The organism is Rhizobium sp. F40D2, from assembly GCF_051810745.2.
Taxonomy (GTDB): domain Bacteria; phylum Pseudomonadota; class Alphaproteobacteria; order Rhizobiales; family Rhizobiaceae; genus Rhizobium.
Genome location: NZ_CM131436.1, coordinates 3,517,411 through 3,542,624 on the forward strand (window position 1 = coordinate 3,517,411; position 25,214 = coordinate 3,542,624).

The following is a 25,214-nucleotide window of genomic DNA, read 5'->3' on the forward strand; positions in this document are numbered from 1 at the left end:
ATGCCGGTGCTGGCCTCGGCTCTTTTATCGGGCACGAAGATCACCGGATGATGACATCAAAAACCGGCAGCTATCTTTTTTTCACCGCAGCGGAGCGGCTCTCGCAAGGCTCCGACGCCAGCGGGCCGCCGTGTGTTAGTAGGGCGCGAATGCAGTGTTCACGTTCCCAAGGATGTCAACGCGTCATGAAGGCATTATATAGCGGTCCGAAATACTTCGATAATCCTCAAGAGTAACGCATGACCCCCATCATTTCCGTTCAGAATCTTACCAAGACCTACGCCAATGGGTTCGAGGCCCTGAAAGGCATCAACCTCGACGTCGAAAAGGGTGAGATCCTGGCGCTGCTCGGGCCGAATGGCGCCGGCAAGACGACGTTGATTTCGATCATCTGCGGCATCGCCAATCCGAGCAGCGGCAAGGTGCTAGTCGCCGGCCACGATGTCGTCAAGGATTTCCGTGCCACCCGCGGGATGATTGGGCTGGTGCCGCAGGAACTGACCACCGACCAGTTCGAGACTGTGTTCAATACGGTAAGCTTTTCGCGCGGGTTGCACGGCAAGAAAGCCAATCCCGCCCATATCGAGAAGGTGCTGCGCGCGCTTTCGCTCTGGGATAAGAAGGACAATATGCTGCGCCAACTCTCCGGTGGGATGAAGCGGCGGGTGCTGATCGCCAAAGCGCTCTCGCATGAGCCGGCTATCCTTTTCCTGGACGAGCCGACCGCGGGCGTCGACGTGACGCTACGCAAGGATATGTGGAATGTCGTTCAGGAGCTTCGGGCCTCTGGCGTCACCATCATCCTGACCACCCACTATATCGAGGAGGCCGAGGAAATCGCCGACCGCGTCGGCGTGATCAATGGCGGGCAATTGCTGCTTGTTGAAGACAAGGCGGCGCTGATGGCCAAGCTCGGCCGCAAGCAGCTCATCCTCGATCTCACCGAGCCGCTCGAACGGCTTCCGGATTGTTTTGCTGGTAACGGGTTGACGCTGGAAACCGGCGGCAGCCGGCTGACTTACGATTTCGACGCCGACAACGAGCAGGAAAGCATCGCCGCGCTGCTGACCAGGCTGGGTGAAAACAATATCCATTTCAAAGATCTCTCGACGCGGCAGAGCTCGCTCGAAGACATCTTCGTGGCGCTGGTAGGAGCGGGCAAATGAACGTCGAAGCGATCAAATCGATCTATTTCTTCGAGATGGCGCGCACGCGCCGCACGCTACTGCAGAGCGTCATCTCGCCTGTTATCTCGACCTCGCTCTATTTCATCGTCTTCGGTGCGGCGGTCGGTTCGCGCATCCAGGAGGTGGAGGGCGTGTCCTACGGCGCCTTCATCACGCCGGGCCTGATCATGCTGACGCTGCTCGGCCAGTGCATCAGCAACGGCTCCTTCGGGATTTATTTTCCGAAATTCACCGGCACGATCTATGAGGTCCTCTCCGCGCCTGTGGCGATGACCGAGATCCTGCTCGGTTATGTCGGGGCCGCCGCCACCAAGGGCATGATCATCGGCTTCATCATTCTGCTCACTGCCAATCTCTTTGTCGACGTCAGGATCGAGCATCCCTTCATGATGATCCTGTTCTTCCTGCTGACGGCCGTCACCTTTAGCCTGTTCGGCTTCATGATCGGGATCTGGGCCGGCAATTTCGAGCAGCTGAACCTCATTCCCATGCTGGTCGTGCCGCCGCTGACCTTCCTCGGCGGCAGCTTCTATTCGGTCAATATGCTGCCGCCCTTCTGGCAGGCGGTCAGCCACCTCAATCCGGTGCTGTATCTCGTCAGCGGCTTCCGCTGGAGTTTTTACGGGATCGCCGACGTCAACCCGGCGATCAGCCTGGCGATGATCACTGTGTTCCTGGCGATATGCCTGGGCACACTCGGCTGGATCTTCAAGACCGGCTACCGGCTGCGCAATTGATCGGTTCCTGAACAGCATCATCGGGAAAGCCGATGATGCTATCGGTTTCTTCCGTTTTTCTTCCGCTTCGAGCCGAGGCATCTGCTCTCCCATTCAAATGGAGATGCGAGATGACTACAATCAAGATCGAAGGTGCGAAGGTGTTGATCGTCGGCGGCAGCTCGGGCATGGGGTTGGCGCTTGCCAGGCGCCTGCTCGATGAGGGGGCGTTGGTGACGATCGCGGGGCGCAGTGAAGAGAGGCTTGCGGCAGCTTGCCGCCAGCTCGGCGACAACCCGAAACTTGGAACCTACGCTTTCGACATATCGCGGGAGGAGGAAGTCGCGGCACTCTTTCGCATCACCGCAGCGGTCGACCATATCGTCAGCACGGCCGCCGATATTGAAGGCGCCTATCAGTTGCTACCGTCGATCGAGCTTGCCGCCGCGCAACGCGTGGTCGAGAGCAAATTCTACGGGCCGCTGCTGCTGGCGAAATACGGCGCCGACCACCTGCCGCCGTCGGGATCGATCACCTTTACCTCTGGAGTCGCGGCCTATCGACCGGCAGCGCGCGGATCGGTGGTCGCCGCCGTCAATGCGGCGCTTGAAGGTCTGGTCAGGGCGCTCGCCGTCGAATTGGCACCGATCCGAATCAATGCCGTTTCACCGGGATGGGTGGATACGCCGATCTGGAGCTTCGTTGCTGGGGACGCCAAGCAGGCAACGCTGGATGCGATGGCGCAGCGCCTGCCGACCGGGCGTGTCGGCCAGCCGGAGGATATCGCCGATGCGATCCGCTTCCTGATCGGCAACGGTTTCACCACAGGCACTATCCTGCATGTCGAAGGCGGGCATCGGCTGGTCTGAGGGGCAAAAGTTCTTCGCTGGCCGATTGCAGCAGGAGAGCGAGCGCCGACGGCTGCACACGCCGGCGCCGCCACATCATTACCAGCGAAGCGGTGGGCGGTCCGCCCGGCCACGGCAATTCGACGACATCGCTGCGCGCAGCGGCCGGGCCGATTGCAAGACGCGGGACGAGGCCGTAACCGGCGCCCGATGCAACGAGGCGGATAATCGTCGCGATACTGTCGGCTTCCGTGACGATGGGCGGCGCAGTCACGCCCGCCTCTGCAAAGGCTGTATCGAACAGGTAGCGATAGACGCAACCGGTTTCGGTCGCGACGAAAGGCGCCGTGCTCAGCGCCGTAAGACTTTCAAATGACGGGGCCTGCAGATCGCTGCCCGCGATCAACACCAGCGACTCGATGGAGATGCGGCGCGTCGCGAAGCGCTCGTCCTGCTCACCGCGATCGAAGGTGAAGGCGACGTCGATCGAACCATGATGCAGTTGCGCACGCAGCTCGCCACTGCCGCCGATCTTGAGTTTGAGACCGAGGCCGGGATTCTGCCTGCGGAAGAGAGAAAGCCAGGGCGCCAGCCTTTCGGCGGCGATGGTTTCAAGCGTGCCCAGGATGATGGACTGCTCGCTTCTGCCCGCTGCAGCATAGACGGCGGCCTTTGCCTCGTCATTCAACGCCAGGATCTCCTCCGCATAGGCCTTTAGCGCCACACCCGCCGGCGTCGGGGCGACACCCTGGCGGGAGCGGAGAAAGAGTTCCACGCCAAGCTCTTCCTCAAGCGCCTGTATCTGGTCGCTGAGGCTTGATTGGGCGAGGTTGACCTCGGCGGCGGCGCGTGTGAGATTTTCATGGCGGATCACAGCAAGGAATGTCTTCAATTGTCGTGGGTTCATCTCAAGCTCCGGTGGGCGCGCAGGCGCCTTGACGCAGAATATCAACAAAGCGGAACCTGCTGCAACGCAGGAGCATTTTTGGCGACGAAGGGCCTGCCTGTGTTGTGTCCTCTCCCCTCAGGCGCTGCTGACGAGAAGGGCGCCTGAGATGATGAGGAGGGTGCCGGCGACGAGCTTCATTATGTTGAGCTCGGCAGCTTCGCCGAGAAACACAGCGCCGATTGCCAGCGTCACCAGCACGTTGCAGCTCCAGATCGGGGCGAGTTTCGAGACCGGGACGCCATAGGCGAAGAGCGCGAAGCTGATGAGGCCGGTGCCGACGGCGAAGCAGGCGCCGGCGGTGGCGGCAAAACCAAGACCCTCCGTGGTCCAGGGAGCAGGGCGCCAGATCAGCGCAGCGATCAGGCCGGCCAACGCGCAGGCGGCGCCGAAGGCGATCAGATAGACGGCGGAGCCGGTCGCGGCCGTAGCGCTCTGCTTCTGGAAGATGGCGGTGATGCCCCAGAAAAAGGCGGGCAAAATGCCGCCGACGACGATCGGCCAGAGTGAATTCATCGCGAAACTCCTGTCGCACCCATGGGGCAGGGCCTTCGCCGCAGGCGAAGGCCGGTCGAGCATGCGGGGTGCCACCAGACTAGGAGTTTCTTTTTGCTCTTTGTGGTCTTGTTGTTGCGCCTGAAGGTGACAGATGCGAACGCTGCCGTAAAGCCGCGGCGGCGGCAGATCGCGAGCGCTGCGGCTCAGTCGCGCATGCGCAGCTCGTCGGTCTGCATCTGCAGCGAGCCGAGCGTTTCCAGGAAGCTCATGCCGAGCAGGCTCTGGTCGAGCCGGCCGTCTTCGGCGACGGTGGCTGCGACATTGTTGCGGACGATCGGGCCGATCGCCACCTGGTCGAGCGTGACCGGTGCTGCGCGGCCGCGGCCGTTGGCGGTCATGACGGTCATGGAATAGCTGAGGCGGGAGAGGTCGATGCCGATCCGCGCGGCATCTTCGTGGGACAGCGCCACCATGCTGGCGCCGGTATCGACGAGCATCTCGATCGTCTGGCCGTTGACGGCGACATCGGCTTCGAAATGGCCGTTCAGCAGCTTGTGCAGGATGATCTCCTGGCCGCCTTCGCTTGTGGTGACGACGACGGCGCGGCCGGGAACGAGGCCGGCGAGCAGCCGGTTGCCGACGCCGAGCGCTTCCTGACGATAGAGATACACGGTCACGAGCGCCAGGATGATCACCAGCCAGATCATCATCTGGCGCATTGTTTCACCGATGCTGCCCCGGCGCGCCCAGATGCCGGCCGACAGCATCAGTGCGATCGGCAGCAGATAGACGACGCGGACGAAGTCATCGCTCTGCAGGCCAAGAATCCGGCTGCTGTCATTGTTGACGATCAGCACCGCAAGACCGATGCCGATGACGACGAGGAAGACGGTCAAACGAATCATATAGACCGCTCCGGCCCGCTGCCGTGGCCTGTTTTCATGTCGTTCGATAGCGCGGCGGCGCCCGCAAGCCTTGCCGGCAGCAGAGCCATGATCCGTCTCCGCTCGATGTCGGAGTAGCTCACCCAGCCGCCGATTTCCTGAAGAGTCCGGCCGCATCCGGCGCAAAATCCGGTGGCTGAAACCAGCGAGCAGATGTGAATGCAGGGTGTTTGCATGAAGGACATATCGGAGTTTCAAAGAGCTGTGGCAAGGGCGCAAAGCGCGGCGATCTCGCAAATTTGCTGTGTCGCGCCCAGCGTGTCGCCGGTGTGGCCGGCAAGCTTGCGGCGGATGAAGGCGGTAAAGGCAAGTGCTGCGATGCCGGCGGCAAGCAGGCTTGCGACCAGCGGCCGGAGGCCGAGGGCAGGCCAGATCAGAAGCGCCGCGACGAGGCCGGCCGAGGCGAGGGCGAACTGCATCGCCGCCTCATCCGGCTGGCCGGTCGAAGCGGCGACGCCATCCGCCTTGGCCGGCGGCAGCCGATGCCAGTGCCAGGCGATGGCGCCGCGGCTGAGCGCCGCGACGGCGGGAATGGCAAGGGCTGAAGTGAGCGGCGAGGCGTGGCGGGTGATGGCGGCAAGTGCTGCCGCGCGGATCGCGAAGGAGAGGATCAACGCGATCGCGCCATAGGTGCCGATCCGGCTGTCCTTCATGATCTCGAGGCTCTGCTCGCGGCTCTTGCCGCCGCCGATGCCGTCGGCGGTATCGGCCAGGCCGTCCTCGTGCAGCGCGCCGGTGACGACAACCTGGGTGGAAAGCGCGATCAGGGCCGCCATCAGCGGATCGGCGCGCAGCCCCAGAAGGAGGAGCAGGGCGAGCGCGGGAACAAAGCCGATAACGATGCCGGCGAAGGGAAAGGCGCGCACCAGCCGGCCGAGCCTGCCGTCATAGGTTTTGAACAGCGATTGCGGCATGGGAATGCGGCTGAGGAAGGCGACGGCGCGGGCGGTATCGACCGCAAGGTCCTTGATCTTCATTCTGCTTCGTTCTGCCCAAGGTTTCGGCTTATAGCCCCGGCTTATGGTCGCGGCGGCGCTTTTGCTGTTGTTCGCTCCGCCAGCCCGCTTTAAGAGAGTTGCGACCCGCAAAGAAGCTGATTTGCGTGAAAACAAGAATACCCGGATTCAAAGGAAAACCGCACAGATGAGCGTTTCAGGCCTGCCGTTCGACGATTTCCGCACCCTGCTCCGCGACCTGCCGGGGCCGGATGCCCGTGCGCTGGTGGCAGCGCGCGAACGCGACGCGCAGCTGACCAAGCCGCCGGGCGCGCTCGGACGGCTTGAGGAAATTGCCTTCTGGCTTGCCGCCTGGTCGGGCCGCACTCCTGCCGTCAACCGGCCGCTGGTGGCGATCTTCGCCGGCAATCACGGCGTCACCAGGCAGGGAATCACACCCTTTCCGCCGGCCGTGACGCAGCAGATGGTCGAGAACTTTGCAGCCGGTGGTGCTGCGATCAATCAAATCTGCGTCGCGTATGATCTCGGGCTGAAGGTTTTCGATCTGGCGCTTGATTACCCGACCGGCGACATCACCGAGGAGGCAGCGCTTTCCGAGCGCGATTGCGCCGCGACCATGGCCTTCGGCATGGAGGCGATCGCCGGCGGGACCGACCTGCTCTGCATCGGCGAAATGGGCATCGGCAATACGACGATTGCCGCGGCGATCAACTATGCGCTCTATGGCGGTTCGGCCCGGGACTGGGTCGGACCTGGCACCGGTTCGGAAGGCGAGATGCTGGAGCGCAAGGTCGCGGCCGTGGAAAAGGCCGTGGAACTCCACGGCGATCATCTCGACGATCCCCTGGAAATCATGCGCCGGCTTGGCGGCCGCGAGATTGCTGCGATGGCCGGCGCCATCCTTGCCGCCCGCATGGAGCGCATCCCGGTGCTGATCGACGGTTACGTCGCAACCGCTGCAGCGGCAATCCTCAAAGCCGCCAATCCATCCGCGCTCGACCACTGCCTGATCGGCCACGTTTCCGCCGAGCCCGGACATTTGCGCGCGATCGAGATGCTCGGCAAGACGCCGCTTTTGGCGCTTGGCATGCGGCTCGGCGAGGGCACCGGGGCGGCGCTCGCCGCCGGCATCGTCAAAGCCGCCGCCGCTTGCCATTCCGGCATGGCGACCTTTGCCCAGGCCGGTGTGACCAATAAAGACTGACGCTGCAGTCGGCGCCGCCGATCCGCACGCGGCTTCGCTTGCGCCGCCCAGACGGATTCGGTATCTGCGTATTCGGTCATCAAGCGGGGCGGCAAAGCCTTTCCCGGTCTGCAAGAGGAGAGGGGCGCCTTGACGAAGCCTGCGGTGACGAAAGAGACCGGATTTCGGCATTTCACCGCCGCCGCCAGCTATTCCTGGGCAGGCTTCCTGCGCGTTCTGAGAGAGGCAGCCTTCCGCCAGGAACTCGGTTTCTTCGTCGTTTCGATCGCGGCGCTGGTGCTGGTCGGGGCGAACGCCGGCGAGATCGTCGTTGCGGCGGTTCTGTTTCTCGGGCTGTTTTCGATGGAGGCGATGAATACCGCCGTCGAGGAGGTGATCGACCGGATTTCGCCGGAGATTTCGATCGTCGGCAAACATGCCAAGGATCTCGGCTCATTCGCGGTCAGCTGCATGATCGCCGCCTGCTGCCTCTATCTTGGCTTCGTCCTCGGCAAACACTTGTTTTTTGGCTGAATCAGGCAAAACTCTTACGCTTGCGCGCGACGGCCTGGGCCTCTTCCACGGCCGGCAGGCTCTGCAGCACGCGTTTGGCGGGCAGGATGGCGATGACCTCGGTGCCCTCGCGCAGCTTCGACTTTAGCAGGAATTGTCCGTCATGCTTGGCAAGGATCGCCTGGACGATCGGCAGTCCGAGGCCGGTGCCCTGTTCGGCGCTCTTGATGGCGATCGAGCCCTGGCCGAAGGCCGACAGGACGACGGGAACCTCGTCCTCCGGAATGCCGGGGCCGTTGTCCTTGATGGAGATGTACTGCCCGCCGCCGGCGGTCCAGCCGACCTTGACATGGATTTCACCGCCCTGCGGCGTGAACTTGACGGCATTGGAGAGAAGGTTGAGCACCACCTGGCGCATCGACTTCTCATCCGCCCAGATGGCCGGCAACTGACGTTCGAATTGATCCGAAATGGCGATGTTCTTGGCGCGGGCGCGCAGCTGGACCATGCCGATGCAATCTTCGGTGATATCGAGAAGCGAGATCGCCTCCTCGCTCAGCTCGTATTTGCCGGCCTCGATGCGGGAGAGGTCGAGGATCTCGTTGATGAGATCGAGCAGATGCTGGCCGGAGCGGTGGATATCGCCGGCATATTCCTTGTAGGTCGGATTGGCGAGCGGCCCCATCACTTCCGCCGACATCACCTCGGAGAAGCCGAGGATGGCGTTAAGCGGAGTCCTGAGCTCGTGCGACATGGAGGCAAGGAAGCGGGACTTGGCGAGGTTTGCCTCTTCGGCGCGGCGACGCGCCTCGTCCGACATCGATTTAGCCACTTCAAGCTCGGCGATCAGGTCGTCCTTCTCCGACTGGTAGGAAAGGATCCTCAGGTTCGACTTGAACAGCCGGTCGCTGATATAGTTGAAGAAGACGAGGGTGCTGGTGAAGAGCCCCGTCAGGCTGATTTCGAGGAGATCGCGCGACAGGCCGCTCTTGGCGGCAAGCGCCAGGATCGCCGGCGCGAAGGCGACGAGCACGGCAGGCGTCAGCATGAAATTGGACATCGCCGTGACGGAGAGCGCAATCAGCAGCGTCGCGCCCTTATAAAGGATGAAGCTGGACGGCTCGCACGTGTCGCAGCCCTGCAGGGCGAAGACCGCCCAGCAGCAGCCGAGCAGGAACTGGCCGAGCAGCAGCAGGCGGCGCCATTTGCGGGCGCTCTCTGGGGTGATTTCCTGCCGGCGGGCGCGCCGTGCAAGCAGGATATTGCCGGTTTGACAGGTGAGCGTCAGCAGCGCCCAGAAGATTAAACGGGTATCTTCAGTGAGATAGACGCCAAGCGCGGTGATGAGGACGATGAACAGCGGCATGATCGTCGCGCCCTGCAGCATCGACGCCACATACATCTTGAGCACGTCACGGTCGAAGGAGGAGTTGGACGCATGGCCGGACTGAAGACGTTCGCGCGTTTGCCGCACGGCCTTGGAAACGGCCTTGTTGCGGTGGCTGCGCGACCTGTCGACGATAATCTTGTCGGTCGATGTGCTGACGCCGGTACTCATGTGCACGTTGAAACTTCATCCCAGGGTGGATAAGAGCTTAACCGGCAATTCTTAAGAAGATGTTTGCCATCTTTGCCAAGGATTTGTTTTTTAAGGAGGCGAAAGCGTGACACGGTGCCTGCGCCTGATTCGCGACGGCGTGACCGCTTTTGCCCTGCTGGCGCTCCTGGCGCTGATCGCCGCCAAGTTCAACGATGCAGCAAAAATTGAGCATGCGGGCGCTTTCGATGCTGTCGATGGCGACAGTCTGACTTTGGGAGACGCACGTTTGCGCCTTGAAGGCATCGATGCACCGGAGCTCAACCAGAGCTGCGAGCGGGCTGGACATGCCTGGGCTTGCGGGCGGGCGGCGCGCGAGGCGCTGCAGGGCATGGTACTGGCATCGGGAACGCTTTGCCGGGGCAGCCGGCGCGACCGCTACGACAGGCTGCTCGTCGTCTGCCGGAGCGGGACGGGCAGCGACATCAACGCCGCCATGGTGCGCCGGGGCATGGCCATCTCCTACGGCGGTTATGGCAAGGAGGAGGCCGAGGCGAGGGCCGCCAAGGCGGGCCTCTGGGCCGGGACTTTCGAGCGGCCGCGCGATGTGCGCGACCATGTGCGCCAGAGTTCCGATTTCGACGGCCCGCTGCGCTTCATCAGACGGATCGTCGGATGGGAGTGAAGAAATGAGCGACGAAGCCAAGCTGGAGATGCTGCGGCGGGAGATTGCCTCATGTCGCATCTGTCGTGACGCGCCGGCGAAAGGTCTCGCACATCGGCTGCCGCACGAGCCGAGGCCCGTTGCCGTGATTTCGTCGAGCGCACGCATCCTGATCGCCGGACAGGCACCCGGACTTCGGGCGCATGCGAGCGGCCTGCCGTTCGACGATTCTTCGGGCGACCGGCTGCGGTCATGGCTCGGCGTTGACAGGGCAAGCTTTTACGACCGCGACCGATTCGCCATCGTGCCGATGGGTTTCTGCTTTCCCGGATATGACGACAAGGGTGCAGATCTGCCGCCGCGCCGCGAATGCGCGCCGTTCTGGCGGGCAAGGGTGATTGCGGCCATGCCGCAGATCGAACTGGTGCTGGTCATCGGCCAATATGCGCAGGCCTGGCACATGGAGGGCGAAAGGCGGGGCAATATGACCGAAACGGTGCAGGCATGGCGGGACGCTCTGTTGTCTAACCGGTCACCGGCGGTGTTGCCGCTGCCGCATCCGAGCTGGCGCAACAGCGGGTGGCTGAAGCGCAATCCATGGTTCGAGAAGGAATTGCTCCCGGTCTTGCAGAATCGAACGAAAATGCTGCTTTCCTGAAACAAAATTCTTTTCGTCGCACGGAATCGCGTTATACAAAGAAAATAATTCGAAAGGACTGATGCGCGCATGGACCGCCTCGACCGAAAAATACTGCGTCTGCTGCAAGAAGATTCGACCCTTGCCGTGGCCGATCTCGCCAAAAAAGTCGGACTTTCGACGACGCCCTGCTGGCGGCGCATCCAGAAAATGGAAGAGGACGGCGTCATCAAGCGCCGGGTCGCTATCCTCGATCCGGAGAAGGTCAACACCAAGGTCACCGTCTTCGTGTCGATTCGCACGGCCACCCATTCGATCGAATGGCTGCGGCGCTTTTCCGAAGTGGTCGCCGAATTCCCTGAAGTAGTGGAATTCTACCGGATGAGCGGTGACGTCGACTATCTCTTGCGAGTTGTCGTGCCCGATATCGCCGCTTACGACGCCTTTTATAAGCGGATGATCGCCAAGATCGAAATTCGCGACGTCTCCTCCGCCTTTGCGATGGAGCAAATCAAGTATTCGACGCAGCTGCCGCTCGATTACATGATGCTCGACAATGCCAAATCCAACGAGGATTGAACCGGTCTGCGACCGCCCGGCCCGAGGACGCGAGGATTGTCTGGGTCGACCCGACCAGATTTGAGTGCGCCGACCCGGCAGGTGCGGAGCGGCGGAATGTCATCACGACTGCAAAAAAAGCCCTAGAAATAGCGAAAAAACGCTCGAATCCAACCAAAATTCCGAAAAATACATAGCCTGGTAAGGAATTTGACGCTACGTTGAATGCAACCAGTGAGCTCTATGTCATCATTTTGACGCATTGGTATCGAATTCAGGACACCAAGTTCTAAACCGCTGCCTTTTATGTGTTGATTAGCCAGCGGTAAGTTTATGCACTTCACCAATAATGTTCGACGGGGGTCGAGCGGTGGAGATTTTGACAAATGGGGCATAGCGTTTGCGGCCTGCGATGGAGGTTTTTCGTCGCGGAGCCATTCCTGCGTCTGCTGTCTAAATAATTGAAATTGTTGTATAAAAATCACGTCGCCGGCGAAAGTTGCTTTGCGGAACCCATCCGGCGTGTATCGAGAATTGCTTGATAAGGTCTGGTATGTGATGACGGTTTCGCGGTTCGATCGATCCGCACGCCGAGATGGCTGTTCAAACAGGGCCGGCTTCAAATTGACTACCCGATTGGAAGCCAGCCCCGATCGACAAAGGAATGGATTGGTAAATGAACATCAGAATGGTTTTGCTTGCATCAGCAGCAGCATTTGCTGCATCGACGCCGGTTCTTGCAGCTGACGCTATTGTTGCTGCTGAGCCGGAACCGGTTGAATATGTTCGCGTCTGCGACGCTTACGGCACCGGCTACTTCTACATCCCGGGCACCGAAACCTGCCTCAAGATCGAAGGCTACATCCGTTTCCAGGTTAACATTGGCGAAGATGTCGGCGGCGATTCTGACTGGGATGCGGTTACCCGCGGTCAGGTTCAGTTCACGGCCAAGAGCGACACCGAGTATGGTCCGCTGACCGGCGTCATCGTCATGCAGTTCAATGCTGACAACGCCACCGATCAGGAAGCCATCCTCGATTCCGCTTACCTCGACGTCGCGGGCTTCCGCGCTGGTCTGTTCTACAGCTGGTGGGACGATGGCCTCTCCGGCGAAACCGACGATATCGGTTCGGTTGTAACGCTGCACAACTCCATGCGCTATCAGTATGAAAGCGGAACCTTCTACGCTGGCCTCAGCGTCGACGAACTGGAAGACGGCGTTTACAAGGCTGATGAAGAAGCCAACAACGTTGGTGTTGCCTTCGGCGTCGGCGGTACGGCTGGTGCCTTCAGCTATCAGGTCACTGGCGGCTGGGACTTCGACAACGAAGACGGTGCAATCCGCGCTATGGGTACGGTTGAAATCGGCCCCGGCACGCTCGGCCTCGCTGGCGTATACTCCTCGGGCCCGAACTCCTACTACTCTTCGGCTGAATGGGCTATTGCTGCCGAATACGCCATCAAGGCAACCGACAAGCTGAAGATCACCCCGGCCGTTCAGTACTACGGCAACTACTTCGGTGGCGACAAGGCTGTTCCGGATGACTTCGACGGTCTCGGCGATGCTTGGAAGGTTGGTCTGACGGTTGATTACCAGATCGTCGACAACTTCTACGCCAAGGCTTCGGTTCAGTACCTCGATCCGGATGATGGCGACGACTCCACGACGGGCTACTTCCGCCTGCAGCGTTCGTTCTAATCCACTCGGTCAATGCTCCCGGTCTTTGGACCGGGGGCACCTCAAATCAATTTCTGATCCCAGTGACCTCCGATCAGCTACGGGGACGGGTCCGGTCTTCCCTGCCGGGCCGTCCCTATAGCGTTTGTAACGATCAGTCCTTTGGCCAGTCTCTCGGAAGCCTTTCCAGATTAGTCGACCCGGTCCGTTGCGTATTCGCACGCAGGCTCCTTGGCAGTCTTGTTTTCGAGGTACTCGCATTTTAATTTTCAAGCGAGCTCTATCAGTCGATAGCATTATCGTGCGGACGGAGCTGTTGATCTCTTCCTTATTCGGACGTCGGCTGGCTTTGCCGCAACAGGTTTCGAAAAGAAAATCTAACACCAACAATGTGAATAAAGCTTCGTTGGAGAGGCGATACGACCCTTTGTAGGGGGGCCGCATTCATTTCCTTCTCGCGGGCAGCTTATGGACGATCTCAACGACTATTATTATTTCGCCGCTATTGTCTGCAGCGGCGGTTCGCTTCTGCAAGTCGCGATCTGAAGATACCGCGATCGAAGCTGAGCAGACGGGTCAGCCGCCTTGAGGACGGCCTTGGCGCAAGGCTGATGGAGCGCTCGACTCGTCACTTCCGGGTGACGGAGATCGGTCAGGCTTTCTATAAGATGCCAGACATTTTGCCGGAGGCCTACCGCGCCAAGTCAATCGTCAGCGAGGCCCAACTGCATGGTGCGGATGGGCTGCCCGCTCAGCCCCGTCGATATCTAGGTCGCGGGAATCCTGTCTGAGTTCCTGGAGCGCTATCCGAAGATCAAGCTGCAGATCATCGGCTCCGATCGGTGCGCCGACATTATCAACGAACGGATCGATCTTGGGGTTGAGGTGAGGGCGACCAACGAGCCGGAAACGCAGACGAGCCTGAGGATGCGCAAGCTCGACCATGCGCAGCGTATCCTGGTCGCAGGTCCCTCGCTGGTCGAGCGTACCGACGGCCCGAACTTCGTGGACGAGTTCGCCGACTTTCCGACGCTTGCTTTGACGTCATTGGTGTCTTTTCCCAGCTGGGAATTGATTGGTCCGAACGAGGCCAATCGCGTGGTTCGACATCAGCCGCGGCTCACCTGCCGCAGCATGACCGCCATCCTCGACGCGGCCCGTGCCGGTCTCGGCTTCGGGCTTTTGCTCGAAAGCGCCTGCGAAGCCAATCTCCAGGCCGGCAAGCTGGTGCGGGTGATGCCGGATTGGCAGTCGGAGGAGAGCCAGTTCCATATCGTCTTCGCGACCGCTAAGGGGATGCCCCCGGCAGTGTGAGTGCTGATCGATTTCCTGGTCGAAAAATCCCGGCAGCATTGATGAAGCAGCATCGACGAAGAAGGGATTCGCCTTGAAACCGGCATGCGCCTATTTCAGCCGTGCCAGCAGCTTTTCGCCGGCCAGTTCCTTGACGGCATCCTTGCCGATCCAGCGGGCGGTTTTGTCAGGGCTTTCTGCTAGCGCCTTGGCAAGGGCGAGGGCTGGTGAATGGCAGGCGAGGTTGCGCTTGCCGACGCTGCGGAGTGCCCAATTGACCGCCTTGCGCACGAAGTTTCGAGGATCGCCGGCATGAGCCTTGATCAGCGGTAGCCAAGCAAGGATGAGGGTGTCGGACGCGTTCTTGCGATGGACGGCGGCACCTGCAATCATGGCGAAGGCGGTGCGCCTGACAAATTCGCGCTCGTCGTCGGCAAATTCTGAGATGAGCGCGTCCAGCCCGGCCTCGACGAAGAGATCGGCGGCGCAATCGACCATCTCCCAGGAATTGAAATCATTGGCCCAATTCCGGGCTTCTTCCGCGGTCAGTCGTTTCGGCTCGGCGGTGCAGAGGGCGAGCAAGCGGGCTTCACGGATATCGCTTCGCCAGAGCTCGATTGCTCTGGCGTGATTCTTCTTGGCCAATCTGGCGACCGCCCTGATATCGGGATTGGAGATGCCGAGGGCGCGTGTGGTGACGATGCCGAAGCGCGCCATGCCGGCGACATTCTCCTCCGAACGCAGCGTTTCGAGATGCGCGATCAGCTCGGCCGCATCGGAGGAGGGATCGATCATTTCTCCAGACGCGCAAGCAACGAGGATGTATCCCAGCGATTGCCGCCCATCGCCTGAACGTCGCCGTAAAATTGGTCGACGACGGCGGTAACCGGCAGCTTGGCACCGTTGCGGCGGGCTTCGGTGAGCACGATACCGAGATCCTTACGCATCCAGTCGACGGCGAAGCCGAAATCATATTTGCCGGCGTTCATGGTCTTGTGGCGGTTTTCCATCTGCCAGGAGCCGGCCGCCCCCTTGGAGATCACCTCGACGACCTTTTCGATATCAAGGCCGGCGCGCTTGCCGAAATGCAGCCCTTCGGCAAGCCCCTGGACGAGGCCGGCGATGCAGATCTGGTTGACCATCTTGGTCAGCTGGCCAGAGCCCGCCGGTCCCATCAGACCGACCATGCGGGCATAGGCGTCGATGACGGGCCTGGCGCGATCGAAGGCGCCCTCATCGCCGCCGCACATCACGGTCAGGACGCCGTTTTCAGCGCCGGCCTGGCCGCCGGAAACGGGAGCGTCGATGAAATCGACGCCTTTTTCCTTTGCAGCGGCATAAAGTTCGCGGGCGACCTCGGCGCTGGCGGTGGTGTTGTCGATCAACACCGAACCCGCCTTCATGCCGCGCAGGACGCCGTTTTCGCCCAATGTCACCGACCGGAGATCATCGTCATTGCCGACGCAGACGAAGACGAAATCGGCGCCCGCGGCAGCCTCGGCCGGGGTGGGCGCGGATTTGCCGGAGAATTTCTCTGCCCAGGCGGCGGCTTTTTCGGCAGTACGATTGTAGACGGTGACATCGTGGCCGCCCTTCGTCTTCAGATGACCGGCCATGGGAAAACCCATGACGCCGAGACCGATGAATGCGACTTTAGCCATATGTCCTGTCCTTATCCGGAGTGCGAGGACCTGAGGATTAACCGAAACGGCCGGAGCAGAAAAGCCGGCAAGACGCACTTCCGTGCGATAGACGGATATGAGGCTGGTCGCCGTTCGCCTCAGCCCTATATGGGACGCAGGCAAATGTTTCCGGGGGTGACATGCGCGAAACTCCAACGATCAAGCCGCGGCGCAAAGGCCGCAGTGGAATGCAGTCGATGCTTATTCCATCGCAGCAGATGGTCGCAGAGCAGATCTGATCGACACAGCAAGGTGTTTTCACCGAGCTTGGCATCCTCCGCCGCCGCCTCGCTGCCGAATACGGGGCGGACGCCTGTTGTCCCGTCACCGTGCAGCGGCATCTGCGCGCGACTGCCCATCTGTCTTTCCGCGCGCTGCAAAAGGGCGAACCGGTTTCGACCGTCACGCCCTATTGGCGCATGGTCGATCCCACGAGCCTGCTGGCGACGCGCCTTGCAGGCGGGGCCGGCTTTATGCGGGAGCGGCTGGCTGCCGAACGTCGGGAAGGATAGCGGAAGAAGGCTGCCATCAGCAGCCATGGCGGCAATCTGAAGGTCGTTTCCGGTTCCTGAGATCGAACGAGGCGGCTAAGTCGGATATCTCCGGAAGCCGCCCGCGGCTTTCGAAGTTCTGTTGGCAAATTGACGTACAGGTGTATGCGGCCATGTCCATTTCCAAGCGACTGCTTGCCTGATTCTCGCGCCAAAAACGCATCGATGTATAGCCAATTGGCTATGCTTCAGTCGCTGACGGTCGTGTTCGCCGGCTCGTTGGCATTCGCATCTGCTGGCCCACTGATCATTCATCTTCATTTACCTCTTGACGAACGTATTCCTACGTAGCTATACGTTAATCCATAGCTGAATAGGTATGAATTCCAGATGTCCGATGTTCAAGACGCGCTGTTCAAAACGCTCGCTGATCCAACCCGGCGGGCACTGTTCGAGCGGTTGTGCCGGGAAGGGGAGAAGACGGTCGGGGCTCTTACGGCTCGGGCCGGGGTCTCGCAGCCGGTCGTCTCAAAACATCTCGGCATATTGAAACAGGCCGGATTGGTACGCGACCGCCACGAGGGCCGCCAGACGCATTATAGCGCACAGCTCGGTGCGCTTGCTCCGCTGGTCGACTGGACGAGCGAGATGGCCGGGTTCTGGCAAAACCGCTTCAACGATCTCGAAGATTTGCTGAAAAGGATGGATCAATGACCGACATATCGACAGAAACGCGCTCCGTCGTCATCGAACGGGAAATCCCTTTTCCTTCGGAAAAGATCTGGCGGGCGCTCACGCAGCCGCACCTGATCCAGGAGTGGCTGATGAAAAGCGACTTCAAGCCGGCCGTTGATCATCGCTTCAGCTTCAACGCCGATTGGGGCTCGGTCGACTGCAAGGTTCTGGAGGTCGAGCCGAACACGACCCTGTCCTATAGCTGGGATGCATACGGTCTTGAAAGCACCGTCACCTGGACTCTCACCCCGACCGGCACGGGCACGCATCTGCGTATGGAGCAGTCGGGTTTCCGGCCGGATCAGCGGCAGGCTTACGGCGGCGCCAGGAGCGGGTGGACGCAGTTCCTTGGAAATCTGGAGCAGGTGCTCGCGCGGATGGAGTGAGGCCGCCCATCGCCTCGGCTGATTTAAACGGGGGGAGGTCCCATTGAACTGGAACAACTGGTTGCGGTAGAGCCACCGCTGGCTGTCCGTTGCCTTTACCGTGGCGGTCATTCTCAATATTATCGCCATGGTACAGGAGAAATCGACCGTCTGGGTGGGCTTCTTGGCGCTGCTGCCGCTTGGCCTGCTGTTGCTGACCGGTCTTTACCTCTTTCTGCTGCCCTATGCCAACAGATGGCGTGGGAGATAGTGGGAGATAGGAGTGACGCAATGGCCGGCAAGACGTCCAAGACCCAAGTGACGCTCACCAGGAAGGCCGCCGCCAAGCCGTCCGCTGCAGAGCCGATCCTTCTTTCGGGCGGCAATCCTCAGATCGCCAAGGGTTGCGGCGAAGCTCCGGTGCAGGCCTATATCGCTGTGATGCCGGGCTGGAAAAGCGGCGTCGGGCGCCGCCTCGATGCACTGATCACACGTACGGTGCCCAATGTGCATAAGGCAGTCAAATGGAACTCGCCGTTCTACGGCATCGAAGGGCAGGGCTGGTTCCTCGGCATTCATTGCTTCACGAAATACGTCAAGGTGGCATTCTTCCGGGGTGCGTTGCTGCAGCCTCTGCCGCCTGGCCATTCCAAGCAGAAGGAAGTCCGCTATCTCGATATCCGTGAGGACGACGATATCGATGAAGCCCAGCTTGCAGTCTGGGTGGAGCAGGCGAGCCAACTGCCGGGCGTGCGGATATAATAACCAGTACCCCTCGAATGACGGGCGGGAGGAACCATGAAGAAAGCAACAGCAGCCATGAAGAAGAGCGATTCCGGGGCCGCAACCGGGGGAGCCTCGCCGTCTCAACTGATCGACACGAGGATCAAGGAACTCGCCGATTGGCGCGGCGAAATGCTCGCCAGGATCCGTGCGCTCATCAAGCAGGCCGAGCCCGAGGTGATCGAGGAATGGAAGTGGCGAGGGGTTCCAGTGTGGGAGCGTTCCGGCATCATCTGCACCGGCGAGACCTATAAGAGCGCGGTGAAACTGACCTTCGCCAAAGGCGCCTCGTTGCAGGACCCTTCAGCTCTCTTCAATTCCAGCCTCGACGGCAATACGAGGCGGGCCATCGATTTCCATGAAGGCGACGAGATCGACGAGGAGGCGTTGAAGACGCTCTTTCGCGCCGCCGCAGCTTTGAATATGTCAGCAAAGGCTGCCGTATCCCGGAAGAAATCAAGGGGCTGAGGTTCGGCTAATGGATCGAGTTCGTCTCGCGCTCTAGGAAGAGTTCGAGATTGTCGAGGCCGATTTCCGTGCCCTGAAGGCGGGCGCCGTTGTCGGCGTAGCCGTCGAGAAAGGCCACCTGTTCAGTGAAGATCATCCTGGTGCCCTCGGGGTCGGCTTCGAAGGCGACGGTGGCGAGCGAGGCGGAAATGCGCCTTTCGCCGAGCTTCATCTCATAGGCATAGATGATGCGGGCATCGGGCACGATATCGATGTAATGGGCGTCAAAAGCATGCAAAAGACCATCGGTATCGGCGACATAGTTCCGCTCGGTACCGCCTGGGCGGAAGTCGAGGTCGTATTCCAGCGCCGCCCATTCGTCGTGGCAGGCGAACCATTGGCGCTTGGCCTCCGGCGTCGACCAGGCGCGGAAGACGCGGGCGACCGGCGCCTTCAGGCGCCGCTCGATGACGAGGGTGGTGTGTTCGGCGGATCGTGTCGTCATTCGGAAAAGGTCCCCGGTTCTTCGGTGAGATATTGATCCAGCCTGTCGAAGCTAGCGGTCCAACGGCTCTTCCGCTGTTCCACCCAGCGTTCGACGGCTGCAAGCGCGTCCTGCTGCAGGTGGTAGGTTCGCACCCGGCCGGATTTTTCGGAGAGTACGAGGCCGCTTGCCTCCAGCACCTGCAGATGTTTCATCACCGTCGGCAGGGCAACCGCAAGCGGCTCAGCCAGTTCGGTGACGGAAGCCGGGCCGCGGCCGAGGCGGTCGATCATGCCGCGGCGGCTGCGGTCGGAAAGCGCGTGGAACATGCGGTCGAGACCCGCCTGGCCATCAATCATATCGCGGTATCCCGGAAGTGGTTGGGCAGTCTGTCATGGTAGGGATAGAACTTGAAATAAGGCCGGGCCTCTTCCAGCGCCCTTGCAAAGGATGGGCGGGCGAGGAGCCGGTCGTAATAGGCGCGAAGCCTCGGCTGCTCCTCTAAAAAGGGGACCAGCGTCTCGGCGTAGAAGAGGGCGGGGGCTGCAGCGCAATCGGCCATGGTAAAGACCTCGCCCGAGATCCATGAGCTTTCGGAGAGCTGCTTTTCAATCATCGCATAGGCGGTGGCAAGCGTCGCCTTGCAGGCGGCCACCTCCGTCTCGTCCTCCTTGCCCTCGGGGCGCCGGCGATTGCTGACGATGGTCTGCATCGGCGCCTGGACATAATGGTCGAAGAAGCGATCCCAGAGGCGGACCTGCAGCGCCCGATCGATTTCCAACGGCAGCAGGGAAACGGGGCCAGGATAATAATGGTCGAGATATTCGATGATGATCGACGTCTCGGGAACCGTGCTGTCGCGCGCTTCGTCCCGCAGCAGCGGCATCTTGCCGATCGGCCAGAAGCGGAAAAGATCGGCACGCGAGGCCTCGTCGGAGAGATCGACGAGGCGGTTTTCGAAGGGCGTGCCGTTTTCGTAAAGTGCGACTAGCACTTTGTGGCAAAAGGAGGCGAGCGGATGCCCATAGAACACGAGCGACATGCGACGACCTTTCCTGTTTGGTGGAAAACTTTACCGAATGACTAAGTATCAGGCCGGAAAGGAATGCGCAACAGATAGTTCGCCGATCGTGTAACTATTGTATCAGCCGATATATCTGGCGATCACCAGATGGCCGGGGGTCGGTTTGCCGTCTTCCATGCGCACGTTGATATCCGATATCTCGACAAGTTCAAAACCGGTGGCCGCCAGGCGTTCTTTCACATAGGTGTCGGCATGGGCAAAGCGCTGGTGCGGGCCCACCATGTAGGCGCGACCGGCAAGGGTCACCTCCGGCAGGGTTTCCGAGGAGAAGATGAACAGGCCACCGGGGGTCAGATTCTCGGCGGCGCCGAAGAACAGCGGTTCGAGCGCGCCGAGATAGGGCAGCACGTCGGTGGCGGTGATGATGTCGAAGGCTTCCTCATCATTGTCGTCGAGGAAATCCTCGACCTCGGCGACGAAGAGCGTCTCGTAGAGATCTTTTTCATGGGCGACCTCGACCATCTTCTCCGAAAGGTCGAGGCCGGTCATATCCTCGCAGAGGTCGCGCAGCGCGCCGCCGGTGAGGCCCGTGCCGCAGCCGAGATCGAGCAGTCGCTTGAACGGCCCGAGTTGCAGCGCCTGCAGCCGCTGGCGAACCAGCATCGGCACGTGATAGCCAAGCTGCTCGACGAGCACGTCTTCGAAAACCTCGGCATGCTGGTCGAACAAGGTCTCGATATAGGCGTCCGGCGCCTTGACCGGCGTTTCGCCTCGGCCCATCGCGGCGATGCGCACGGCTGCACCGCCGTGATCGTCGGGATCAATCGCCAGGACTTCCTCATAGGCTGCAACGGCCGCGTCGACATCGCCGGCCTTTTCCAGCGCCAGAGCGCGGTTATAGGCCTTGCCAAGGGCTTCTTCGTCGATCTTCTTTGCCATAACAGTCCGCGGTCCTTTTGTTTCACGCATGCGTCTAAGGCGGCTTTCGATGTTTTGCAATGGCGTGGCTGTGGGCGCAGAATGGCCAAAAACAAGACGAAGGGAGGAAAAGCCATGAAATCGGAGCAAGACAGGCCGTCACCGGCATTGGATGGCGAGGATGCGCGGGCATTGCTTCTGCCTGGTACGCCGGGCGAGGTTACCAACACGCTCAGCCATTATTACCGCGGCGAACTCGGGCGGATGACGAGCTGGCGCGACCGCATCGATCGGACGTCGAACTGGGCGATCACCGTGGTGGCGGCTCTACTCTCGGTGTCGCTGTCGACGCCAACCTCGCATCACGGAGTCGTGCTGTTCGGAATGATGCTGGTGACGCTGCTTCTGATCATCGAGGCGCGGCGCTACCGCTTCTTCGATATCTACCGCGCCCGCATCCGCCAGATTGAGCGCAGCTACTTCGCACAGATTCTGGCGCCGCAGGCGGGGGCCGGTAGAGAATGGGCCGCTGTGGTCGCCAGCAGCCTACGCAAGCCGCGTTTCCTGCTCAGCTATCGGGACGCGATGCACCGCCGGCTCAAACGCAATTACGTCTGGATGTATTCCATCCTGTTTCTCGCCTGGTGCCTGAAGATCTCGACGCCGAAGCTGCAGACGGAGGGCATGCCGGCGCTGCAGGCGCAGTCATGGACCTATGTCATCGACAATGCCGTGCTGGGGCCCATTTCCGGCCTTGCGGTCATCGTCATCGTCGCCGTCTTCTACCTCGGCATCCTCGGTTTTGCGCTCAGCCCGGTCCGCGATCAAGGCGAATTCGGCCGTGGCGAGGCGCATGTCTGATGCTGGGCAAGCCGGATCAGTGCAGGATGAACTCTCCCTTCAGCGCCCGCCACTCGGTCGCCGAGATCAGCTTACGGTGGATGTAGCGCACCGAATGCAGCGGTCCGTCGAGTTTCTCTTCCCAGAATTTCAGGAAGCCGCGCATTTCGGGGAAATCGGGGGCGAGATCATATTCCTGCCAGACATAAGTCTGCAGAATCGCCGGATGATCCGGCAGGTGGTAGAGGATCTGGGCGGTCGTCAGACCATAGCCCTGCAGCTGCTTTTCCATGTCCTTGTGCATCGTGTTCACTTCTTCTCGTTCCCACTCGCGCGCTTACTAGCGCTAAGTGATATGGAAACATGCGAGTGGTTAGCGGAAGCTTTACAGATACTTTATAAAAGGACAATTGATTTTTGGTATCAATGGCTTGGCAGCATCTCTCGGAGAGTGCTGCCAAGCCGAACCGCATGCGTCAACGCTTGAGATGCCGGGTCAGGCGGCGTTCGATCCAGCCCCAGAGATGGCGTAGCGCTTCGACGAGGGCGAGGTAGAAGATCGCCGCCCAGAGATAGGTCTGGTAGTCGAAGGTGCGGGAGAAGGCGTAGCGGGTTTCGCCCATCAGGTCGAGCACCGTGATGATGGCGACGACAGCCGAGCCTTTGATCAAAAGGATGATCTCGTTGCCGTAGGGTCGAAGTGCAACGATGAGAGCCTGCGGCAGGACGATCTTCCGGAAGGCGATGAACCTGTGGATGCCGAGGGCCGCGGCCGCCTCGTGCTGGCCGTGCGGCACGCTTTCGACGGCGCCGCGCAGGATTTCCGCCTGATAGGCCGCCGTATTGATGGTCATGGCAAAAAGGCCGCAATACCAGGCTTCGCGAAAGAACCACCAGATGCCGATGGCCTCAAGCTGCGGGCGGAATACGCCGAGGCCGTAATAGACGAGGAACAGCTGGGCAAGCAGCGGCGTGCCGCGGAAGAAATAGATGTAACCGTAGGCGAGCGCATTCAGCACCTGGTTCTTCGACATGCGCGCCGCCGCAAGCGGCAGCGACAGAACTGCGCCGCAGATGACGGAAATGAAAACGAGGCTCAGCGTGATCCCGAGGCCGTGGAGGTAACGCGGTCCGTAGCGGGTGAATTTCTCGGGATCCCAGCCGTTGATCACGGAGATCACCAGCAAAGCGCCGAATACGGCCCAGACGGTAACGAGAATATAGCCGGCAATGCGCGCCGGTGTCATCGGCTTCATCACTTCGCGAGGTGCGGGTTGCGGCGGGATCAGCGTTTCGGCGTAGCTCATCGGCGGATCTCCGAACGCTTGGCCCAGCGCTCGACATAGACGAGCAGAAAGGAGGAGAGGATGGCCAGCACCAGATAGAGGCAGCAGGCCAGACCATAGAAGAAGAAGGGTTCCTTGGTGACCCGCACGGCGACGCTCGTCTGGCGCAGGATATCGGCAAGGCTGATGATCGAGACGTAGGAGGTGTCCTTCAGCAGCACCATCCAGAGGTTCGTCAGGCCCGGCAACGCGATGCGCACCAACTGCGGCAGGATGATCAGGCGCAGCGTGCGGCCGTGATGCAGGCCAAGCGAGTCGCCGGCCTCATATTGCCCCTTGGGAATGGCGCGAAAGGCCGAAAGGAGGACTTCCGAACAGTAGGCTGAAAAGACCACCGAAAGCGCGATGACGCCGGCGAGGAATGCGTTGATTTCGACCGGCGGTCCGTCATAACCGACGAAGGTCAGCAGAGACTGGATGAGCATCTGCATGCCGTAATAGATGATGAAGAGCGTCAGGAGCTCCGGCAGACCGCGGAAGATGGTCGTGTAGATGCCGGCCGCCAGCCGCAGCGATTTTTCTTCCGACTGCTGGCCGAGCGCCACCAGGAAGCCGATGGCGAGGCCGATCGGCAGGGTGACGATCGCCACCGAAACGGTGACCTGCAGGCCAAGTGCGATCTCGTCGCCCCAGCCGGTATCGCCACAGGCAAGGATAGTCGACTGACCCAGCCAGGTGAACACGCCGACGGGTCCGCACAGCGGATCCAAAATGTGCACAAGTGCGCTCCAGAAGGAGCCGAGCGCGGAAAATAATCCGCCCATGCGTGAATTCCCCTCACGGCTTTTGCCGTTTTGATCTTGCCATCTTTGTCAAACAAAAATGGCGGAAGAGCAAGCCTTCCGCCATTACCTTGATTGGCCAGATAGCGAATTTCTTATTCGCCGTAAACGTCGAAGTCGAAGTACTTGTCCTGGATCTTCTTGTATTCACCGCTGGCGCGGATCGCAGCGATTGCCGTGTTCAGCTTTTCCTTGAGCGGATCGCCCTTACGGATGGCAATGCCTGCGCCGTTGCCGTTGATTTCCTTGTCGACCGGCAGAGTCGTCAGGATCTTGCAGCAGGCGCCGGCGTCGGATTTGACCCATTCGGAGAGAACGACGACGTCGTCGATGACGGCGTCGACACGACCGCTGGAGACGTCGAGCTTGTATTCGTCAGCCGTCGGATAAAGCTTGAGCTCAGTATCGGCGAGGTGCTTCTCGGCGTAGTTGGCATGCGTCGTCGAGGTCTGTGCGCCGATCACTTTGCCTTTGAGGCCGGCAACGTCGGTGATCTTCGAATCCTTCGGCACGGCGATGGCAGGCGGGGTGTTGTAGTACTTGTTGGAGAAGTCGACGAGTTTCAAGCGCTCCGGCGTGATCGACATGGAGGAGACGATCATATCGAACTTCTTGGCGTTAAGCGCCGGGATGATTCCGTCCCAGTCGGTGCTGACGAAGGAGCATTCGGCCTTCATCTCTGCACAAAGCGCCTTGGTGATGTCGATGTCGAAACCCTGGATCGTGCCGCTGGCGTCGACGAACTCGAAGGGCGGATAGGTCGAATCGGTGCCGATCACATACTTCTCGCCATCGGCCATGGCCGAGCCGGCGAAAAGGGAGATCGCCGCGATCGAGGCTGCCGCGAAAATACGGGTGGAGATATGCATGAGGATCCTCTCTGTTGGTAGCCGCCGCTCTTTTTCTCGTGGGCTGACGGCTGCAGTTCAACGGTCCTAGACCGCCTTGTGGCGATAATCAGACTTTTTTTCGTGGAATTGCAACACAAATCCCATCGCAATTGGGCGGTGCAAATAGCAGGCGAGATGAACGTCGGCAGACTGCAACATTCACGCGAGGTTAATCCGCAGCTTCCTAGAACCGGAACAAATCGGCGGCTCGGCAATTGCCATTTCGCCGTTTCGCCTCAATGCGACGCTAGGCGCGGAAGCAGGGCCTC

At 60.6% G+C, this 25,214-nt stretch carries 31 protein-coding genes and 2 pseudogenes; 17 read left to right on the forward strand and 16 right to left on the reverse strand.

The window, feature by feature from the left end; all coding sequences use genetic code 11:
* Positions 1-239 precede the first annotated feature (239 nt).
* From ACS4RS_RS16905 to ACS4RS_RS16915, 3 genes are all read left to right on the forward strand, one after another.
* On the forward strand, positions 240-1,166 hold the full coding sequence (locus tag ACS4RS_RS16905) for an ATP-binding cassette domain-containing protein (protein ID WP_439010051.1): 927 nt from the start codon (positions 240-242) through the stop codon (positions 1,164-1,166).
* Positions 1,163-1,924 (forward strand): ABC transporter permease, encoded by a 762-nt coding sequence (locus ACS4RS_RS16910; protein ID WP_012557935.1) that lies wholly within the window; start codon positions 1,163-1,165, stop codon positions 1,922-1,924. Before ACS4RS_RS16905 ends, ACS4RS_RS16910 begins: the two co-directional genes overlap by 4 nt.
* A 110-nt stretch (positions 1,925-2,034) precedes the next feature.
* Positions 2,035-2,772: an SDR family oxidoreductase gene (locus tag ACS4RS_RS16915; protein WP_439010050.1), complete on the forward strand. Its 738-nt coding sequence runs from the start codon at positions 2,035-2,037 to the stop codon at positions 2,770-2,772.
* Here ACS4RS_RS16915 and ACS4RS_RS16920 read toward each other — a convergent pair.
* The 5 genes from ACS4RS_RS16920 to ACS4RS_RS16940 form a co-directional block, all read right to left on the reverse strand.
* Positions 2,735-3,658 (reverse strand): LysR family transcriptional regulator, encoded by a 924-nt coding sequence (locus ACS4RS_RS16920; RefSeq protein ID WP_449313745.1) that lies wholly within the window; start codon positions 3,656-3,658, stop codon positions 2,735-2,737. The two genes, ACS4RS_RS16915 and ACS4RS_RS16920, sit on opposite strands and share 38 nt — an antisense overlap.
* 117 nt (positions 3,659-3,775) lie before the next feature.
* A complete protein-coding gene (locus ACS4RS_RS16925) occupies positions 3,776-4,213 on the reverse strand; it encodes a hypothetical protein (protein ID WP_439010048.1) in 438 nt (145 codons plus the stop codon).
* A gap of 185 nt (positions 4,214-4,398) precedes the next feature.
* A complete protein-coding gene (locus ACS4RS_RS16930) occupies positions 4,399-5,100 on the reverse strand; it encodes a TIGR02281 family clan AA aspartic protease (RefSeq protein ID WP_439010047.1) in 702 nt (233 codons plus the stop codon).
* Positions 5,097-5,315, reverse strand: coding sequence for a DUF1289 domain-containing protein (locus ACS4RS_RS16935; protein ID WP_439011815.1), 219 nt, complete (start codon positions 5,313-5,315; stop codon positions 5,097-5,099). The genes ACS4RS_RS16930 and ACS4RS_RS16935 overlap by 4 nt, the downstream gene beginning before the upstream one ends.
* A gap of 18 nt (positions 5,316-5,333) precedes the next feature.
* Positions 5,334-6,116: an adenosylcobinamide-GDP ribazoletransferase gene (locus tag ACS4RS_RS16940; protein ID WP_439010046.1), complete on the reverse strand. Its 783-nt coding sequence runs from the start codon at positions 6,114-6,116 to the stop codon at positions 5,334-5,336.
* A 166-nt stretch (positions 6,117-6,282) separates the two neighbouring features.
* On the opposite strand from ACS4RS_RS16940, the gene cobT reads away from it, so the two are divergent.
* Positions 6,283-7,299, forward strand: coding sequence for a nicotinate-nucleotide--dimethylbenzimidazole phosphoribosyltransferase (cobT, locus tag ACS4RS_RS16945; RefSeq protein WP_439010045.1), 1,017 nt, complete (start codon positions 6,283-6,285; stop codon positions 7,297-7,299).
* A 129-nt stretch (positions 7,300-7,428) separates the two neighbouring features.
* Positions 7,429-7,812 carry a diacylglycerol kinase gene (locus ACS4RS_RS16950; protein ID WP_439010044.1) on the forward strand — a complete coding sequence of 128 codons (384 nt, stop codon included), beginning with the start codon at positions 7,429-7,431 and terminating at the stop codon, positions 7,810-7,812.
* A 1-nt stretch (position 7,813) separates the two neighbouring features.
* Here the strand turns inward: ACS4RS_RS16950 and ACS4RS_RS16955 are convergent, their stop codons facing one another.
* Positions 7,814-9,349, reverse strand: a complete 1,536-nt coding sequence (locus ACS4RS_RS16955) for an ATP-binding protein (RefSeq protein WP_439011814.1) — start codon at positions 9,347-9,349, stop codon at positions 7,814-7,816.
* 106 nt (positions 9,350-9,455) lie between these two features.
* Between ACS4RS_RS16955 and ACS4RS_RS16960 the strand changes: the two genes are divergently transcribed.
* The 5 genes and pseudogenes from ACS4RS_RS16960 (at position 9,456) to ACS4RS_RS16980 (ending at position 14,179) form a co-directional block, all read left to right on the forward strand.
* Positions 9,456-10,013 (forward strand): thermonuclease family protein, encoded by a 558-nt coding sequence (locus tag ACS4RS_RS16960; RefSeq protein ID WP_439010043.1) that lies wholly within the window; start codon positions 9,456-9,458, stop codon positions 10,011-10,013.
* 4 nt (positions 10,014-10,017) lie between these two features.
* Positions 10,018-10,650: a uracil-DNA glycosylase family protein gene (locus ACS4RS_RS16965; RefSeq protein WP_449313746.1), complete on the forward strand. Its 633-nt coding sequence runs from the start codon at positions 10,018-10,020 to the stop codon at positions 10,648-10,650.
* A gap of 69 nt (positions 10,651-10,719) precedes the next feature.
* Positions 10,720-11,208 (forward strand): Lrp/AsnC family transcriptional regulator, encoded by a 489-nt coding sequence (locus ACS4RS_RS16970; protein WP_131709235.1) that lies wholly within the window; start codon positions 10,720-10,722, stop codon positions 11,206-11,208.
* Positions 11,209-11,863: 655 nt separating this feature from the next.
* Complete coding sequence (locus tag ACS4RS_RS16975) at positions 11,864-12,886, forward strand: porin (RefSeq protein WP_439010041.1); 1,023 nt, start codon at positions 11,864-11,866, stop codon at positions 12,884-12,886.
* Positions 12,887-13,333: 447 nt separating this feature from the next.
* Positions 13,334-14,179 (forward strand): annotated as a pseudogene (locus tag ACS4RS_RS16980) (LysR substrate-binding domain-containing protein).
* A 90-nt stretch (positions 14,180-14,269) separates the two neighbouring features.
* Here ACS4RS_RS16980 and ACS4RS_RS16985 read toward each other — a convergent pair.
* Both ACS4RS_RS16985 and ACS4RS_RS16990 read right to left on the reverse strand, forming a co-directional pair.
* Entirely contained in the window at positions 14,270-14,953 is a 684-nt protein-coding gene (locus ACS4RS_RS16985; protein ID WP_439010040.1) for a DNA alkylation repair protein, read from the reverse strand.
* Positions 14,950-15,819, reverse strand: coding sequence for an NAD(P)-binding domain-containing protein (locus tag ACS4RS_RS16990; RefSeq protein WP_439010039.1), 870 nt, complete (start codon positions 15,817-15,819; stop codon positions 14,950-14,952). Before ACS4RS_RS16990 ends, ACS4RS_RS16985 begins: the two co-directional genes overlap by 4 nt.
* Positions 15,820-15,980: 161 nt before the next feature.
* Here ACS4RS_RS16990 and ACS4RS_RS16995 point away from each other — a divergent pair.
* From ACS4RS_RS16995 to ACS4RS_RS17020, 6 genes and pseudogenes are all read left to right on the forward strand, one after another.
* A pseudogene (locus ACS4RS_RS16995) lies at positions 15,981-16,352 on the forward strand (hypothetical protein).
* Positions 16,353-16,721: 369 nt separating this feature from the next.
* Positions 16,722-17,045 (forward strand): metalloregulator ArsR/SmtB family transcription factor, encoded by a 324-nt coding sequence (locus ACS4RS_RS17000; protein WP_439010038.1) that lies wholly within the window; start codon positions 16,722-16,724, stop codon positions 17,043-17,045.
* Positions 17,042-17,452, forward strand: a complete 411-nt coding sequence (locus ACS4RS_RS17005) for an SRPBCC domain-containing protein (protein WP_439010037.1) — start codon at positions 17,042-17,044, stop codon at positions 17,450-17,452. Before ACS4RS_RS17000 ends, ACS4RS_RS17005 begins: the two co-directional genes overlap by 4 nt.
* Before the next feature lie 100 nt (positions 17,453-17,552).
* A complete protein-coding gene (locus ACS4RS_RS17010) occupies positions 17,553-17,702 on the forward strand; it encodes a hypothetical protein (protein WP_439010036.1) in 150 nt (49 codons plus the stop codon).
* Positions 17,703-17,722: 20 nt separating this feature from the next.
* Positions 17,723-18,193 (forward strand): DUF1801 domain-containing protein, encoded by a 471-nt coding sequence (locus ACS4RS_RS17015; protein WP_439010035.1) that lies wholly within the window; start codon positions 17,723-17,725, stop codon positions 18,191-18,193.
* A gap of 36 nt (positions 18,194-18,229) precedes the next feature.
* Positions 18,230-18,682: a DUF1801 domain-containing protein gene (locus ACS4RS_RS17020; RefSeq protein ID WP_439010034.1), complete on the forward strand. Its 453-nt coding sequence runs from the start codon at positions 18,230-18,232 to the stop codon at positions 18,680-18,682.
* A 7-nt stretch (positions 18,683-18,689) separates the two neighbouring features.
* On the opposite strand, the gene ACS4RS_RS17025 is transcribed toward ACS4RS_RS17020, so the two are convergent.
* The 4 genes from ACS4RS_RS17025 to ACS4RS_RS17040 all read right to left on the reverse strand — a co-directional run bounded on the left by ACS4RS_RS17025 (position 18,690) and on the right by ACS4RS_RS17040 (position 21,108).
* The gene (locus ACS4RS_RS17025) at positions 18,690-19,166 is read right to left on the reverse strand and encodes an SRPBCC family protein (RefSeq protein ID WP_439010033.1); all 477 of its coding nucleotides are present in this window, start codon (positions 19,164-19,166) and stop codon (positions 18,690-18,692) included.
* On the reverse strand, positions 19,163-19,504 hold the full coding sequence (locus ACS4RS_RS17030; protein WP_439010032.1) for a metalloregulator ArsR/SmtB family transcription factor: 342 nt from the start codon (positions 19,502-19,504) through the stop codon (positions 19,163-19,165). The genes ACS4RS_RS17025 and ACS4RS_RS17030 overlap by 4 nt, the downstream gene beginning before the upstream one ends.
* Positions 19,501-20,187, reverse strand: a complete 687-nt coding sequence (locus ACS4RS_RS17035) for a glutathione binding-like protein (protein WP_439010031.1) — start codon at positions 20,185-20,187, stop codon at positions 19,501-19,503. The genes ACS4RS_RS17030 and ACS4RS_RS17035 overlap by 4 nt, the downstream gene beginning before the upstream one ends.
* 102 nt (positions 20,188-20,289) lie before the next feature.
* A complete protein-coding gene (locus ACS4RS_RS17040; RefSeq protein WP_439010030.1) occupies positions 20,290-21,108 on the reverse strand; it encodes a methyltransferase domain-containing protein in 819 nt (272 codons plus the stop codon).
* Positions 21,109-21,222: 114 nt separating this feature from the next.
* Here ACS4RS_RS17040 and ACS4RS_RS17045 point away from each other — a divergent pair, with 114 nt between their 5' ends.
* Positions 21,223-21,948 carry a DUF2270 domain-containing protein gene (locus ACS4RS_RS17045; RefSeq protein ID WP_439010029.1) on the forward strand — a complete coding sequence of 242 codons (726 nt, stop codon included), beginning with the start codon at positions 21,223-21,225 and terminating at the stop codon, positions 21,946-21,948.
* 16 nt (positions 21,949-21,964) lie between these two features.
* Here the strand turns inward: ACS4RS_RS17045 and ACS4RS_RS17050 are convergent, their stop codons facing one another.
* From ACS4RS_RS17050 to ACS4RS_RS17065, 4 genes are all read right to left on the reverse strand, one after another.
* Positions 21,965-22,231, reverse strand: a complete 267-nt coding sequence (locus ACS4RS_RS17050) for an usg protein (protein ID WP_003594110.1) — start codon at positions 22,229-22,231, stop codon at positions 21,965-21,967.
* A gap of 172 nt (positions 22,232-22,403) precedes the next feature.
* Positions 22,404-23,234 (reverse strand): ABC transporter permease subunit, encoded by an 831-nt coding sequence (locus tag ACS4RS_RS17055; protein ID WP_439010028.1) that lies wholly within the window; start codon positions 23,232-23,234, stop codon positions 22,404-22,406.
* Positions 23,231-24,037 carry an ABC transporter permease subunit gene (locus ACS4RS_RS17060; protein ID WP_439010027.1) on the reverse strand — a complete coding sequence of 269 codons (807 nt, stop codon included), beginning with the start codon at positions 24,035-24,037 and terminating at the stop codon, positions 23,231-23,233. The genes ACS4RS_RS17055 and ACS4RS_RS17060 overlap by 4 nt, the downstream gene beginning before the upstream one ends.
* A 113-nt stretch (positions 24,038-24,150) precedes the next feature.
* Positions 24,151-24,924, reverse strand: a complete 774-nt coding sequence (locus tag ACS4RS_RS17065) for a transporter substrate-binding domain-containing protein (protein WP_449313747.1) — start codon at positions 24,922-24,924, stop codon at positions 24,151-24,153.
* Between the last annotated feature and the right edge of the window lie 290 nt (positions 24,925-25,214).